Source organism: Pantoea sp. FN0307 (assembly GCF_050113815.1).
Classification (GTDB): Bacteria; Pseudomonadota; Gammaproteobacteria; order Enterobacterales; family Enterobacteriaceae; genus Mixta; species Mixta alhagi.
In genome coordinates, this window is the sequence record NZ_JBNJSO010000001.1 from 719,477 (window position 1) to 734,659 (window position 15,183).

The 15,183-nt window shown below is 53.9% G+C and carries 17 protein-coding genes; 1 reads left to right on the forward strand and 16 read right to left on the reverse strand.

The genetic code is table 11. The annotated features are described in order from the left end of the window. Window positions 1-24: 24 nt before the first annotated feature. The 15 genes from ACQE3Z_RS03285 to fliF form a co-directional block, all read right to left on the reverse strand. Window positions 25-1,725 carry a methyl-accepting chemotaxis protein gene (locus tag ACQE3Z_RS03285; protein ID WP_426972134.1) on the reverse strand — a complete coding sequence of 567 codons (1,701 nt, stop codon included), beginning with the start codon at window positions 1,723-1,725 and terminating at the stop codon, window positions 25-27. Window positions 1,726-1,869: 144 nt separating this feature from the next. Then, the gene (gene rcsA, locus ACQE3Z_RS03290) at window positions 1,870-2,505 is read right to left on the reverse strand and encodes a transcriptional regulator RcsA (RefSeq protein WP_085071290.1); all 636 of its coding nucleotides are present in this window, start codon (window positions 2,503-2,505) and stop codon (window positions 1,870-1,872) included. 649 nt (window positions 2,506-3,154) lie between these two features. Next, the gene (gene fliR / locus ACQE3Z_RS03295; RefSeq protein ID WP_426972136.1) at window positions 3,155-3,940 is read right to left on the reverse strand and encodes a flagellar biosynthetic protein FliR; all 786 of its coding nucleotides are present in this window, start codon (window positions 3,938-3,940) and stop codon (window positions 3,155-3,157) included. A 42-nt stretch (window positions 3,941-3,982) separates the two neighbouring features. After that, window positions 3,983-4,252, reverse strand: a complete 270-nt coding sequence (fliQ, locus tag ACQE3Z_RS03300; protein ID WP_085071293.1) for a flagellar biosynthesis protein FliQ — start codon at window positions 4,250-4,252, stop codon at window positions 3,983-3,985. 14 nt (window positions 4,253-4,266) lie between these two features. Beyond that, on the reverse strand, window positions 4,267-4,998 hold the full coding sequence (fliP, locus tag ACQE3Z_RS03305) for a flagellar type III secretion system pore protein FliP (protein WP_250652739.1): 732 nt from the start codon (window positions 4,996-4,998) through the stop codon (window positions 4,267-4,269). Next, a complete protein-coding gene (fliO, locus tag ACQE3Z_RS03310) occupies window positions 4,998-5,402 on the reverse strand; it encodes a flagellar biosynthetic protein FliO (protein WP_250650225.1) in 405 nt (134 codons plus the stop codon). Before fliO ends, fliP begins: the two co-directional genes overlap by 1 nt. Before the next feature lie 2 nt (window positions 5,403-5,404). Then, window positions 5,405-5,818: a flagellar motor switch protein FliN gene (gene fliN, locus ACQE3Z_RS03315; protein WP_085071295.1), complete on the reverse strand. Its 414-nt coding sequence runs from the start codon at window positions 5,816-5,818 to the stop codon at window positions 5,405-5,407. Then, window positions 5,811-6,818: a flagellar motor switch protein FliM gene (gene fliM, locus ACQE3Z_RS03320; RefSeq protein WP_085071296.1), complete on the reverse strand. Its 1,008-nt coding sequence runs from the start codon at window positions 6,816-6,818 to the stop codon at window positions 5,811-5,813. Before fliM ends, fliN begins: the two co-directional genes overlap by 8 nt. Before the next feature lie 4 nt (window positions 6,819-6,822). Then, window positions 6,823-7,305, reverse strand: coding sequence for a flagellar basal body-associated protein FliL (fliL, locus tag ACQE3Z_RS03325; protein ID WP_426972138.1), 483 nt, complete (start codon window positions 7,303-7,305; stop codon window positions 6,823-6,825). 132 nt (window positions 7,306-7,437) lie between these two features. After that, on the reverse strand, window positions 7,438-8,682 hold the full coding sequence (locus ACQE3Z_RS03330) for a flagellar hook-length control protein FliK (RefSeq protein ID WP_426972139.1): 1,245 nt from the start codon (window positions 8,680-8,682) through the stop codon (window positions 7,438-7,440). Then, window positions 8,675-9,124 (reverse strand): flagellar export protein FliJ, encoded by a 450-nt coding sequence (fliJ, locus tag ACQE3Z_RS03335; protein WP_085071299.1) that lies wholly within the window; start codon window positions 9,122-9,124, stop codon window positions 8,675-8,677. The genes ACQE3Z_RS03330 and fliJ overlap by 8 nt, the downstream gene beginning before the upstream one ends. A 45-nt stretch (window positions 9,125-9,169) precedes the next feature. Beyond that, window positions 9,170-10,531 carry a flagellar protein export ATPase FliI gene (gene fliI / locus ACQE3Z_RS03340; protein WP_426972141.1) on the reverse strand — a complete coding sequence of 454 codons (1,362 nt, stop codon included), beginning with the start codon at window positions 10,529-10,531 and terminating at the stop codon, window positions 9,170-9,172. After that, complete coding sequence (gene fliH / locus ACQE3Z_RS03345; RefSeq protein WP_426972143.1) at window positions 10,531-11,238, reverse strand: flagellar assembly protein FliH; 708 nt, start codon at window positions 11,236-11,238, stop codon at window positions 10,531-10,533. Before fliH ends, fliI begins: the two co-directional genes overlap by 1 nt. Next, window positions 11,231-12,223, reverse strand: coding sequence for a flagellar motor switch protein FliG (fliG, locus tag ACQE3Z_RS03350; RefSeq protein ID WP_426972144.1), 993 nt, complete (start codon window positions 12,221-12,223; stop codon window positions 11,231-11,233). Before fliG ends, fliH begins: the two co-directional genes overlap by 8 nt. Next, window positions 12,220-13,911, reverse strand: a complete 1,692-nt coding sequence (gene fliF / locus ACQE3Z_RS03355) for a flagellar basal-body MS-ring/collar protein FliF (RefSeq protein ID WP_426972145.1) — start codon at window positions 13,909-13,911, stop codon at window positions 12,220-12,222. The genes fliG and fliF overlap by 4 nt, the downstream gene beginning before the upstream one ends. 235 nt (window positions 13,912-14,146) lie before the next feature. On the opposite strand from fliF, the gene fliE reads away from it, so the two are divergent. Continuing rightward, window positions 14,147-14,458 carry a flagellar hook-basal body complex protein FliE gene (gene fliE, locus ACQE3Z_RS03360; RefSeq protein WP_085071304.1) on the forward strand — a complete coding sequence of 104 codons (312 nt, stop codon included), beginning with the start codon at window positions 14,147-14,149 and terminating at the stop codon, window positions 14,456-14,458. A gap of 22 nt (window positions 14,459-14,480) precedes the next feature. Here fliE and ACQE3Z_RS03365 read toward each other — a convergent pair whose 3' ends face one another. Beyond that, entirely contained in the window at window positions 14,481-15,182 is a 702-nt protein-coding gene (locus ACQE3Z_RS03365) for a site-specific integrase (RefSeq protein WP_426972147.1), read from the reverse strand. Window position 15,183 lies beyond the last annotated feature (1 nt).

Here is a 15,183-nt window from a genome sequence, read left to right on the forward strand (position 1 = left end):
CCCTCTTAAGTACCGCCGCTGCGATTAAAACTTTTCCCAGTTATCGTCAGAGGCCACAGCCACTGCCGGACGCAGCTTGACGGCGGTTGGCGCAGCCGGCGTAACGCTAACCGGAGCGCTGCTTTCCTGCTGTGACAGACGGAAGGTGGCGACGGCTTTTGTCAGACGAGCGGCCTGTTCTTCCAGCGAAACAGCAGCCGAAGAAGCCTCTTCGACCAGTGCGGCGTTCTGCTGGGTAACATTATCCATCTCGGTAACGGCCTGGCTAACTTGCTGGATACCGCGACTCTGCTCATCGGACGCGGCGGCAATTTCCGCCATAATATCGGTAACGCGACGTACCGCTTCCACGATATCGGTCATGGTAGAGCCAGCATGGCTGACCTGCGTAGAGCCCTGACCAATCAATTGCACCGATTCGGCGATCAGGCCATCAATCTCTTTAGCGGCCTGCGCGCTGCGCTGCGCAAGATTACGCACTTCGCTGGCAACCACCGCAAATCCACGCCCCTGCTCACCGGCCCGTGCCGCCTCAACCGCCGCATTCAGCGCCAGAATATTAGTCTGGAAAGCGATACTGTTAATAACATTGGTGATTTCAGCAATTTTCTTCGAGCTGCCGGAGATATTGTTCATGGTATTGATTACGCCGCTGACAATATCACCACCTTCGCGCGCTTTGCCGGAGGCATCGGCAGCGAGCTGACTGGCATGATGGGCGTTATCGGCGTTCTGTTTTACCGTGGCCGTTAGCTGTTCCATGCTGGCTGCCGTCTGTTCCAGAGCTGAAGCCTGTTGTTCGGTACGCGAGGAGAGATCGGTATTACCCGCAGAGATCTCCCCGGAACCCTGATAAATGGCTACGGCACCTTCACGTACCACACCCACGGTTTGCACCAGCGCCTGCTGCATCGCCTGGAGGTTCGCGCCCAGCATGCCGATTTCGCTGCGGCCCCAACTGCGGGCCGGGGCAGTAAGATCGCCTGCGGCGATGCGTGCGATACGCTCACCCGCCTGCTGTAGCGGGTTAATTACTATGCGGCGCAAAAAGATAAAGGTCATCAGCGTCAGCACCAGCGCTGCGGCAAACGCCACGCCCATAATCACAAAGCCAAGGTGTGATTGCGTATCTGCCTGCTGATTAATCGCCTCGGCGCGCGCGGTACGAATATTGATAGCTTTGAGTAATACCTGATTATATTGATCGTCGAGCTTGCGGGTTACGTCGGTTTCCTGAGCTATCACGCCTTCAAAGCTTCCCTGTTTGGCTGAATTCACCATCGGGAGTAGCCCCTTATTAAGGTAGGCGTTAAATTCCGTTTTTAGCGGCGCATCAAGCGCGCTGTCGGCTTCGCTTTTGAGCGGGCGGGCCAGATAGGTATCAAAGTTTTGCTGTGCCTGAGTAAGACGTTTTTCTACCGCCGTCAGAATAGATCGGAATTCATCCATTTCCCCAATACGCGCCGCAGCGCCCGCGTGAATCACCAGCAGCCTGGCAGTACGGAGATGGTTAGAGCTGTTAGATAAAGCCATACGAACCTGAATTTCCTGTGTTGCTTCGTCCAGCGAACGATTGCTTTGCAGCAAAAACCAGCCGGAAAGCGCAATGCACAGGGCAAACAGCAGTAAAATACCGCTAAAAATTGCTGTAAACAGGGGAACCAAACGTAGATGTTGCCAAAAGCTGACCCGTTCTTGGGCCTCATCAGGGGAGGTGTTCTTCATATCCTTTTGCTCTCTGTAGGTAAGGTTGGCGATGTCGAAGCTGTCATAAGCATCGGCAACCCGGGCAAAAGGCTTAGCGGGATAAATGAGAGGCGTGTCGCAAAATGCAAAAGCATGATGGCCGGCAAAAGCCGGCCATCATGCTTATCTTACATTCACATAGATACCGGACGTCACGTTGTCCGTCAGACGCACTACATGATAAATAACCTGTTTATTATGCGTTTTGATTTTACGCTTAATGTTACCTTTGTGGGATGAAACCGTCTTGGCTTTAATTTGCATCTTGTCAGAGATTTGAATGGTATCGTGCCCGGACATCCACATTTTAAGCATATTTGATTCGGTCTGGCTGAGCGTCAATGGATTCGCATCAATGCCAGCAGAGGCGCGCGTGTTGGCGCTAACCTTTTTCTGTAAATAGCTGCTTAATAACTTATCCAGCGTGGCGGACTTTACCGATTTTGATGTAATAATCAGGTTCTTACGAACGTAGAGGTATTCCTCAAAATGGATATTGGCAATCGCCATAAAGATTAAAAACAACGTATCAGGATGCTGCAGAATAATATTGCGAATACGCTCGCTAGAATCGGCTTCATGAATGAAGCATTCCTCGTTAATAAAGACAACGCCAGGTTTTAGCTGTTGGCATTTAATTTGTAGCTGCTCAATATCGTTAACGGATGAGATATTTTTCTTTTTAATCCCTTTTGTAGCCATGTAATCCATTAATCCCAGACGTGTGTAGCTGCATGAATCCATAATAATCGTTGGCATGATAGCGACCCTCACCAATTTGTTATCCGTTAAATCAACGATGAATACGCGTTTGCGGTACGGGAAAGATTTCTATTAACAATCTTGTAATTTTACTCAGCTGTGCTGAATCCGAAACGGAGCAGTGCCGAGGTCATCTTTCGTCCTTGTATCTACAGCAGATTTTGCGCAGGGCAGCATAAATGACTGCCTCTAAGCGCAGCAGAACGCAAACAGCATCTTGTCAAAATGACAAACTGCCCCGGTTGGCGTCTGATGCAACTTTTGAGAACGCTTACACTATCGCGCACAACTAAGATAATCCTGATAGGACAAATCTTAAAATGATTTGTTTCGCGAATGTGTAGCAAACTCGGGAGCCGAGACAATGCCGTAAAAATCCATTTTAGACAAGAAAAAAACGCAGAAAAATTTTTCCTTTCGAAAACATCCATTTGCGTATTCCGCCCAAGGCTGACCTGACATAAAACCCGTTGCGAAGTCCGTTTTAAAATACGCGATGCGTAATTTAATGCGAATAATTTTCATCGCTTTAAAGTATTTATCAGATTTTCCTTAGTGAAATTCTGGTAAAAATGGTTCGAAAAGTACGCAGAAACATTGTGTGTGCTTAAGTATTCATAAGCGTCAACTTAAGAGTTGTTGGAGATTAGTTTTGCGGCATTTCAGAAAGTATGTCAGAAAGTAAATCAAACACTTCACTAAACAGATGCTCACAAAAGGGGGCGAGGAGCGGCATAAGTATGCCAATTGTTAAAATTCCGATCGATAAGGTTATAGGAAAGCCAATAGCGAAAACGGATAGCTGAGGTGCAACACGATTTAACAAACCCAGGGCCAGGTTAATCGTGAGCAACAGAATGATAAGCGGTAGTGCCAGTCGCATACCGTTGAGAAAGATTAACCCGCCCGCTTTAGCAAGCGCCAGGAATGCATTGGCATTAAGTGGATCTCCACCAATCGGCAATGTATGAAAACTGTCCGCTAACAGCGAGATTAACCACAGATGCCCGTTGAAGGTGAGAAACAGCAGCATTGCCAGCATATCCAGGAAACGTGCCAGCACTGGCATATTCAGTCGACTGCCCGGATCAAAGAAGGTGGCGAATGAGAGCCCCATCTGTAATCCGATGAGTTCACCCGCCATGCGAACTGCGGCAAAAGCGAACTGCATGGTGAAACCCAAAGCGATGCCAATCAAAATTTGCTGAATTAATAGCCAAAAACCGTCTACCGAAAACAGCGTTACATTAGTTGGCGGCAACTGCGGTGCCAGAATCCAGGTAATCATGACCGCCAGACCAATTTTGACCTTTTTACTCACGGCGCGTTCACTGAAAATGGGCGCCGTACTGAACAGGGCCAGCAAACGCACCAGCGGCCAGAAAAACTGGCCGACCCAGAGCATCAGTTGGTTGCTGTCCAGCGTTAACATAGGTGTGATCTCTTAAAGGTCGGGCGGAGAAGAGCGGGTCGGTTAGCCGATCATATAGGGCAGGTTGCTGAACAGCGTGCGGATATAGTCCAACAACAGGTTTAGCATCCACGGGCCCGCCACTACTACGGTAGCGGCTACGGATAAAATTTTGGGGATAAAAGAGAGCGTCTGCTCGTTGACCTGGGTCGCCGCCTGCAACAGGCTAATAATCAGACCGCTGATCAGGGCAGCCAGCAGCAGCGGGGCCGCCACCATCAGGGCGATTTTCATTGCGTCGTGGCCAAGGACCATTACCGATTCTGGGGACATGATTGCTCCGGGTATCAGGAATAAAAGCTCTGCGCCAGCGACCCAACCAGCAACTGCCAGCCGTCAACCAACACAAATAACATCAGCTTAAATGGCAGGGCAATCGTTGCCGGCGGTACCATCATCATCCCCAGCGCCATTAATACGCTGGCAATGACCAAATCGATAATCAAAAAAGGAATAAACACCGTAAAGCCAATCTGGAAGGCGGTTTTTAGCTCGCTGGTAACATAAGCTGGCAGCAGAATACGCATTGGCACCGCTTCTGGCCCGACGATCGGCGCGGTGTTTGCCAGACGGGCAAACAGTGCGAGATCCGCTTCACGCGTCTGACGCAGCATAAACTCACGCAGCGGCTGTGCGCCTTTGTCTATCGCTACTTCCATCGAGATTTTGTTCTGACTGAACGGCAGGTAGGCATCCTGATAAATCTTATCGAACACCGGCGCCATGATAAAAAAGGTCAGGAACAGCGACAGGCCCAGTAGCACCTGATTCGGTGGCGCAGAAGGCGTACCCAGCGCGTTACGCAGCAGGCCGAACACGATAATGATGCGCGTAAAGCTGGTCATCATCAGCAAAATGGCTGGCAAAAAAGTCAGCGAGGTAATAAAAACCAGCGTCTGCACTGGCAAAGACCAGCTCTGACCGCCATTCGGCAGCGGCTGAGTAACCAGACCAGGCAATTGAGCATGCACCTCCGGCGTTAACAACAGCAGCGGCAGGAGGGGAAGCAGACGACGAATCATTGTGGTTTTCCGGGACGTTTCACTAACGTCTGTAAAATCTGACGGAAGTCAGGTGCCGCCTGGGCGGGCGGCGCATCCTGTTGTTCGGGATCTTTAGGCGGTAGCGTATGCAGATGAGTAATCTGCTGCGCCGTCACGCCCAGCACCAGGCGGGCATCTTCTACTTCGACAATCACCACGCGCTCGCGCTGGCCAACCTGTACACTGGCGCTGATTTTCAGCGCCTGCGGGCCGCCAAGGCGTTTCGGCGTAAAGCCAAGACGCCGGGCCAGCCAGGCGAAGGCGAGGATCAGTAAGACGATCCCTGCCAGTACGCTGCTGACCTGCGTTAATGCCGAGCCGGTCGAAAAGGCGGGCTGTGGTGCTTGCTGAGTCGTTGCCTGCTGGGTGCTGTTGCTCATTATTAGCGGCTCAAACGGCGCATGCGTTCAGACGGGGTGATAATGTCAGTGATACGGACGCCATACTTATCGTTCACGACCACAACTTCACCCTGTGCAATCAGGTAACCGTTAATCAGAATATCCAGCGGCTCACCGGCAAGACCTTCCAGCGCGACCACTGAACCCTGCGCCAGGCGCAGCAGTTCTTTGATCGTCATTTTGGTGCGGCCCAGTTCAACGGTAAGTTTGACCGGAATATCCATGATCAGATCGATATCCTGCAGCGAACCGCCGACATCTTTGCTGTCCAGTGATTTGAACACGCTCTCGGTGGATGACGACGCGCTGTCGGTCGAGGCTTGTTCACTCATTGCCTCTGCCCACAGATCGTCCGCAGAAATGCTGTCATCGGACGTGTTTTTGCTGTCACTCATCGGGCTGTTCCTCATTCAGCGAATTCAATATCGGATTAATCAAGTGTTCTACACGCAGCGCGTATTGTCCATTCAGGGTGCCATACTGGCTGGTTAGCACCGGCACGCCATCAACATGCGCGATAATGCGATCCGGTTTCTCAATCGGTAGTACATCGCCGGGCTTCAGCTGCAGGATGCGCGACAAACGCAGAGAGACGTCGGCAAAATTTGCAATCAGCTCCAGCTCGGAATGTTGTACCTGCTTCACCAGCGTATCGCGCCAGTTTCTGTCTTCCTGCCGCGAGTTTTCCAGCGGCGGGTTAACCAGCAATTCACGCAGCGGCTCGATCATGCTGAAGGGGATACAGATATTAAATTCCCCTACCAGGTTGCCGATCTCCACCTGAAACGGCGTGGTAACAACAATGTCGTTCGGCGACGTGGTGATGTTGGTAAATTTTACCTGCATCTCCGAACGTACATATTCAACATCCAGCGGATAGATCGCTTTCCATGCATCACTGTAGCCTTCCAGCGCCAGCTTCAGCATGCGGCGGATCACACGCTGTTCCGTATGGGTAAATTCGCGTCCTTCAACTTTAGTCGGGAAGCGCCCATCGCCACCAAAAAGGTTATCCACCGCAATGAATACCAGGCTGGGCGAGAAAACGAACAGCGCTGTGCCGCGCAGCGGCTTCAGGTGGATCAAGTTCAGGTTGGTCGGCACCGGCAGGTTACGGGCAAATTCATGGTACGGCTGAATTTTAATCGCCCCAACGCTGATATCCGGACTACGACGCAACAGGTTAAACAGTCCCATACGGAACTGACGCGCAAAACGCTCGTTGATAATCTCCAGCGCCTGCATGCGCTCGCGCACCACGCGACGCTGGGTATTAGGATCGTACGGGCGAATATTGTCATCGCCGATACTCTTATTCTTATCATCTTCCGCGCTTTCACTGTCGCCATTGAGAAGCGCGTCAATCTCAGCCTGTGAAAGAATGCTATCGCCCATTAACTCACCTCAATATGAAGGCGGTAAACAGTACATCGTTTACGACCTGCGGAGGTTGACCTTTAACCAGCGGCGGTGCCAGCGACTGCTTGATCTGTTCTACCAGTTCTTGCTTACCCTGTTCCGATGCCAGCTTCAATGAATCCTGGCGTGAGAGCAGCAGCAGCAACCGGCTACGAACCTCAGGCAGATAGTCGTTCATGCGAAGACGCGTTTCCTCATTCGGCAGACGCAGGGTAAAGCCTACGTACAGCACGCGATCGGGATCGTTATCCGCATTGACCAGGTTAACCGTAAATGTATCAAGAGCATAAAAGACCGGGGCGGCAGGCGGTTCCACTTTCGCGGCAGCCTGATGTCCGTCGGTTTTATTCATTGTTCGCCACACTACATAGCCTGCCACGCTGCAAGCGGCCAGCGTTACAACCAGTAACACCGGAATCAGGATGGAACGTTTGCGGCCTTTAGCTTTCGCGTTATCAGACATTTTGCAGATATACCCTGTGAATTATCTGGGGCAGGCCATAGTGGCTAGCCGGAAGTGATTATCGCGCGTCTCTCGCCGATCAATGGGGGGAAAAGACGCGCCTTTTGCTTTTACCTTTGGCGTTTGTCGCCGTCAGGCGAATGTATCTACTGCGCTACTGCCCGCCGCCCGCGCCTGTAATGCGGCGGGGACCGCCAGCGGCGTTACGTCATCTTCGCTACCTGATGCCAGCGGAAATGCGCCTTGAGGCTGGTCGCGACGCGGTTCCTGCTGGCTGCCGAAACTCTGGCTCTGCGGGAAAGCGTCGCTGCTGACATTGCTTTGCGTCAGGTTGATACCGCTTTCTGCCAGCGCGGTGCGCAGATGAGGCAGGGCGGCTTCCAGCGCAGCGCGTACATGACTATGGTTTGACACCATACTCAACTGCGCCTGATCGTTATCCAGCTTCAGGCTGATCTGGATCGCACCCAAATCGTCCGGATGCAGACGCAGCTCGGCGTTCTGTTGCCCGTTGCGACTGAACATCAGCACCTGCTGGCTTACCGCCTGTTGCCACTCCGGACTGCCCAGCTGCGCATTAATCTGCGAGGTTACCGGCGTCATGGCCGTTGCCGAAGCAGCAGGGGCGGCGGTTGCGGCGGTTGCGCTATTCATTGCTGCTGACAGCGCGCTTAGCGTATGCGTCGGCAGATTTTCTTTATTCTCTGTGCCTTCATTCTGACGCGTTTCATTCATCAGATTCTGGAAGCTGGAAAGCGGAGATTCCTCCTCGCTACCGGCAGCGGTCGTCGCAGCAGCAGCCAACGGCATACCGCTGCTCAGGCTGGTTTTCTCCGCATCAGCATCCGTGGTAACAGGCTGTTGCGCGAGCAGCGCCGCTTTCAGGTTGCCGCTTTGGCTATTGAGTGCGCCGAGGCCACTACCTTCCAGTTTCACGTCATTACTTTTTGCGGCCTGCTGTACCAGCGGCGTTTGCGGCAGCATGGCAAACAGCGCCTGTAAAGATTGCTGATCGGCAGCGCTTAAACTGTCTCGTTTCAGCTCCTCTTTATCATCGGCGAGTTTAAGGTTCTCTTTAGCCTTTTCCGGCGTCAGCAGCGCATCAATTGCTTCAGGATTTTGCACTGCAGCCAGCAGTTGGCTCAGTTCGCTTACCGGTTTTTTTTCTGCCAGCGCTTTTTGCGCATCAGCGGGCAGCGTGGCTTTTCCATCGCCCTGTTTCGCCAGCGTCAGCAGACGATTGCCGAGCAGCGTCAGGAACGCCTCCGACAGCTGGCCGGAGGCCGCGCCATCGCCGCTGACAAGGCCGGTGCCGTTGGTAAGGTCGACACCACTATCGGCGCTGACGGTATTCACTGATGTTGGCAACTTAATCATTAGCCTTCCTCAAAGATGCCCGTTGGGCATACTCATCCATCCGTTTCTGATCGAGACGGTTTTCCTGTAATAGTTCATTGGCCTGCGAACGAGCCTGAAGCGTTTCCCAGGCGTGCAGCCGCTGCTGTTTGTTGCGCCAGACGTCAAGCGCCTGCTCGACTTTCTGCGTACACTGTGTCAGTTGATGACGATGCTGTTCGATGGCTTTTTCCAGCGTCTGAATAAACTGGTGATAGTTAGTCCAGCGCGAACTGGCGATGCCGGTCGACATGTTGTTGTTCAGCTTATGACGATATTCATCCTGATAGTTGAGCAGCATATTCAGCTGCTCATCCGCCTGCTGTTGGGCGCGACGCATCGTGCCCAGCCGGATAGCCGCGTCTTCCACCTCTTTCTGCGCCAGGTCGCGCAGGGTTTCCATCGCACTGTTGGGTTTAGCCATCGTCAGGTGACCTCATTCCTCGCGCCGGGCCGTGGCCCGACGACATCAACCAAAAATTGCCTGGAGATGCAGGCAGGCATCGTCATAGCGGCTCTGCTCGAAGATGCCCTGTTGCAAAAAGGATTCCAGCATTGGCCACAGTTTGATTGCCTTATCCAGCATCGGATCGCTCCCGGCTGCATAGGCACCGACGCTAATCAGATCGCGGTTGCGCTGATAGCTGGAGAGCAACTGTTTAAACTGGCGCACGCGCGCATAGTGCGCTTCATCGATCAGCGAGGTCATCGCACGACTGATTGAGGCTTCGATATCGATAGCCGGATAGTGGCCTGCCTCCGCCAGCCGCCGCGACAGCACCACGTGGCCGTCAAGAATGGCGCGCGCGGAGTCAGCGATCGGATCCTGCTGGTCATCGCCTTCGGTTAATACGGTATAGAAAGCAGTGATCGAACCGCCGCCGTCGATGCCGTTCCCGGCGCGTTCCACCAGCGCAGGCAGCTTGGCGAAAACCGAAGGCGGATAGCCTTTGGTCGCCGGCGGCTCGCCGATTGCCAGCGCAATTTCACGCTGCGCCATGGCATAGCGCGTTAATGAATCCATAATCAGCAACACGTGCTGACCGCGATCGCGGAAATCTTCAGCGATGCGCGTGGCATAAGCCGCGCCCTGCATACGCAGCAGCGGAGATACATCCGCCGGAGCGGCAATCACCACCGAGCGCGCACGCCCTTCGGTGCCAAGAATATTTTCAATAAAATCTTTAACTTCACGGCCACGCTCGCCAATCAGGCCGACCACAATCACATCGGCTTTGGTATAGCGCGCCATCATGCCGAGCAGCACCGATTTACCCACGCCGGAACCGGCAAACAGGCCCATACGCTGACCGCGGCCTACCGTCAGCAGCGCATTGATCGCGCGTACGCCGGTATCCAGCACGTCGGTAATCGGTGTGCGCTGCAGCGGGTTAAAAGGTGGGGTAATCAATGGGGCGCGGTAGCCGGTTTCCGGCGCGGGCAAGCCGTCCAACGGACGACCGCTGCCGTCCAGCACGCGACCGAGCAGCTGAGGACCCAGCATTAGCTGTTTTCCGCTCTGCGCGTTATCACCACTGACGCGGGCGAATACGCGCGCGCCGGGCAAAATGCCTTCCACTTCTTCCAGCGGCATCAAAAAGAGTTTCTGACCGTTGAAGCCAACCACTTCGCTCTCAACTTCAGAAACCTGTTTACCATCATGGCGTTCAATAACGCAGGTCGCCCCCAGCGGCAACTGCAGGCCGGTCGCCTCCAGTACCAGACCGGTGGCGCGCGTCAGGCGACCATAGCGGCGTACCTCAGGCACTTCTGCCATGCGTTTTTCAAACGCATCCAGTGAACCCAGCCAGCGTGAAAGACGAGTCGTCATTACAGCTCTCCTGGTGCCGCCAGGCGACACAGTTCATGCCAGCGTGTCGCCACGCTGGCGTCCAGATCGCCATCTTCCGCGCTCAGTTTGCAGCCGCCCGGATGCAGCGAGCTGTCAGCCAGCAGACGCCAGCCATGCAGATCGAGCGTTGGGCCAAGCGTTTGTTCCACGCGCTGCAGATCGTCAGGATGAACTCGCAGCTGCGGCTTGCCGCTGAACATGGGTTCCTGCTGGATCATCTGCTGAATCTGACGCAGCAGGGCAGAGCCGTCGACCGCCGTGGCCTGGCCGATAACCTGCCGCGCCGCTTCCAGCGCCAGCTGCAGCAGACGTGAGGCGATGACGCTGTCCAGCGCTTCCAGCGTATGCTGAAATTCGGTTACCAGCTGCTGCATGCGCGCCTGAACCGGCGCCTGCTGCTGCTGAGCTTCCGCCAGCCCCTGCTGAAAACCGGCATCAAAACCCGCCTGCCTGCCTTCATTAAAGCCTTTCTGCTGGCCTTCGGCATAGCCTTGCGCATGGGCGTCAAGGCGTGCCTGGGTCTGCATCTGCTCCAGCTGCGACTGCGGCGAAAAGTCTTCGCTTTCTTCGCTGGTGTCGAAGGCGAAATCGGGCTCGGCCTGCGGCTCAGCGTCGGGCTGATCAAAGCGCGTTAGATCGTCAGGCTGCCAGCGCTGCCACGGACGGGAAGAAAAGGCATCAGACATAGGTTTCCTCGCCGCCGCCAATTACCATTTCGCCGCTTTCCGCCAGACGACGCACGATAAGCAGGATCGCTTTCTGTTCGTTTTCTACCATCGACATACGTACCGGGCCACGGTTGGCGAGGTCGTCGCGCAGAATATCGGCAGCACGCTGCGACATATTCTTGAGGAACTTCTCGCGCAGCGGCTGATCGGCGCCCTTCAGTGCAACCAGCAGCGATTCGGATTCCACTTCCTGCAGCAGGCGCTGGATGCTGCGGTCGTCCACATCCACCAGGTTTTCGAACAGGAACATTTCGTCGACAATTTTCTGCGCCAGTTCGCCATCGAACTCGCGTACCGCTTCCATAACAGCTTCTTCCTGCTGCGTTTTCATCAGGTTGATGATTTCCGCTGCGGTTCTTACGCCGCCCATCTTCGCACGCTTGAGGTTTTGACCATCCAGCAGCGAGTTGAGCACTTCGGTCAGCTCCGCCAGCGCCGCTGGCTGCACGCCGCCGAAGGTGGCGATACGCAGCATCACGTCGTGACGCAGACGATCGTCGAACTGAGCCAGGATATCCGCCGCCTGTGAACGCTTGAGATGGACCAGTATGGTGGCGATGATCTGCGGGTGTTCGTCGCGGATCAAATCGGCAGCCGCCTGCGGCTCCATAAAGTTGAGCGTTTCCATACCGGTGGTGGTTTCGCGCGTTTCCAGAATATCTTCCAGCAGCGTCGAAGCACGCTCTTCGCCCAGCGCTTTGATCAGAACCGAACGCAGATATTCGTTGGAGTTCAGGCTCAGCGCCGCGAACTGCTCGGCATCCGTCTCGAACTCACGTAGCACTTCGGCCAGCTGCTGGTGAGAAACCTGATTCATATTGGCCATGGCTGCGCTAAGGTGCTGCACTTCCCGCGTGCTGAGATGCTTGAACACCTCAGCGGCACGGTCTTCACCGATCGTCATCAGCAGGACGGCGCTTTTTTCAGTACCGGTCAGACTCATAGTTCGTTACTCATCCATTGGCGGATCACCAGCGCCACAACGCGTGGATCGTTTTCAGACATATCGCGGATGCGCTGGCTCATGACTTCGGCGCTGACGCGATGTTTAGATTTACGTTCCTGCTCCTGATCGTCTGTGCTGAGCGAAACAGAGAAGGCTTCTTGTTCCTTACGTTGCTGCTCCAGCGCTGCCGCTTGTTCAGCCGCCTGTTTGGTCAGTTCCTGCTTACGCAGCAGGTGCGGACGAATCAGTTTGCGGTAGAGGATGAAGGCAACCAGAGCGACCAGTAACCAGCGTCCCGCGTTCATCATCTGTTCGAAGAAGGACTGCTGCTGCCAGAACGGAAGTTCGCTGACGGTATCCTCAGTCTGGGTAAACTGTGAGTTGACCACGTTGATGCTGTCGCCACGATCGCTGGAGAAGCCCATTGCTTCGCGCGTGAGATCTTCAATCTGTTTTAGCTGCTTCTCGTTCAGCGCTACCGCCTTGCCTTTATCATCGGCACGGTAGTTCACTACTACAGCAACCGACAGGCGTTTCACGCCGCCCACATTCATCTTGGTATGACGAATGGTGCGATCCAGCTCATAGTTGGTGGTTTCATCGTGATGCGTATTAGACGGCACCGGACGCGCAGCGGTGGTGGTTGTGTTAGCCGCAGCCGGATTCGCCGCATTAGCATCTGCTTTTGGCGTTTCGATCGGCGCGCTGTTCGCAGGCGCAGGCTGATTAGACAGCGCACCCGGTACGCCGCCAGGATACTGGCCGCCAATCTGCTCATTGCTACTGCTCTGACGTGAGCGAACAGCGGCATTCACCGGATCGGTATTTGGTTTGTATTGCTCTTCTGTTTGTTCACGCGTATCGAAATCGATTTGGGCGGTGACCTGTGCGTGCACATTGCCGCTGCCGACGATCGGCGCAAGGATCGCTTCAATGCGCTGCTGATAACGGCTTTCTACTTCGGTTGCATATTTCAGCTGGGCATCGTTCAGGTCACGTCCGGCCGCGTCGGAACGCGTCAGCAGGCGACCACTTTGATCGACAACCGTGACGTTGCCCGGCGGGAGACCGGCTACGCTGCTGGAAACCATATGAACGATAGCGTTGATTTGACCTTCATCCATCGCACGACCCGGCTGCAGGTTCAGCGTGACGGAGGCGGAAGGGGATTTCTGTTCGCGAACGAACAGCGTTGGTTTCGGCATCGCCAGGTGTACACGGGCGCGTTTTACCGGACCGAGTGATTCGATGGTGCGTGACAGCTCACCTTCCAGCGCACGCTGGTAGTTCACCTGCTCGCTGAACTGGCTGATACCGAACTTCTCTTTATCCAGCAGTTCAAAGCCCACGGCGCCGCCTTTTGGCAGCCCCTGCTGAGCAAGACGCAGGCGCAGCTCATGTACCTTTTCTGCCGGCACCATTAAGGCGCCGCCTTTATCTTCAAAGCGGTAAGGGATATTCATCTGAGTCAGCTGCGTCACGATTGCGCCGCCATCCTCATTTGAAAGGTTATTATAAAGGACGCTATAAGCCGGTGCTTTTGCCCACAGTACCATCGCAACAATGATGGCAGTAGCGGCGGCGGCTGCGATTATCAGCGGGATCCGCGGATTGGCGCGCAGGCGAGCAACAAGGTCATTTAAGCCTTTCTTATTTGTTGTTTCCTGAGTTGCGGTTGCATTCATGACCATTTCCTGCCTGACAGTTGACCGGACTGTGTGTTAAGTGGTGACAAAACTGACTCCCTGATACGGCTTAGAAAAGTTCCACTTCAATGGATGCCATTATTTTCCTATTCGCAAATTTCGATGGGTCAAAAAGCCATGTTTTTTGCTGTCATTTACACCCTTTGTCCTATTGACTTTGTGTTAAGTTTATTTGCACAAACTAAACGAACCGCCAATAACAACGAGGGTTAACATGGCAATCCAGGGGATAGAAAGCGTGATTCAGCAGCTGCAGCTTGGTTCGCTGCAGGCCAGTAACAGAAACACTGACAGCGTGGCGCAGGCTGATTTTTCTGCGCAGATGAAAGCGGCGCTGGACAAGATCAGCGAAACGCAAAACCACGCGCGTGCGCAGGCACAGGACTTTACGATGGGTAAACCGGGTATCGCGCTGAACGACGTAATGATCGATCTGCAGAAATCATCGGTTTCCATGCAGATGGGCATTCAGGTGCGTAATAAGCTGGTATCAGCTTATCAGGAAATCATGAATATGCAGGTGTAGTGGGGTAACCTACTGAAATATATCAAATACCTTGGCTTGCTGTTCTCCTGTAGGGCATATGTAGGACAAATTCATTCAGCTTTGAGTTCAGAAGACTAACTTGCTCGTTGTTATTCTCCGGCATCCACGCCCCGTATACCTGGTAAACCATTTGGGAATTCGCATGCCCCATTTGGTTTGCCACAAAGTTTGGGTTGGCTCCGGCAGACAATAACCAGCATGCATAGGTGTGACGAGACTGATATGCCTTCCGGTGCCTCACCCCGGCACGTCTGAGCGCTGATTTCCATGTCTGCCCTAAAGAGGACACTGCGTAATAGTCCCCGGCCAGACTGTTTATTGCGTAGATGCCTGGATTAAAGACAAAGGTGCATTGCTCCTGCTCCTTTTTCTGGAACTCACGCATGTGAACTTCTATATCGACGGGCTTGTTCATGCGGGTCAGTTCCATCTGGTCTTTAAGGACTTCTATCGCACTATCGATAAGACAAACGATGCGGTTGGTACTGGTTCTGGTTTTCGGTGGAGTAAACCGGCCTTCATTGGTCAGGTTGCGGCACACCTTCAGATAACCGGCCTTCAAATCGATATCTTCCCATGCAAGTGCGCATAACTCGCCATGACGCAATCCGGTTAATACAGCCAGGCTCCATAAGTTGGCAACCTGACGGTTTGCACATTTCTCAATGACTCTGAAGTGTCTGTTAAACCTGTGGCGATTCAAG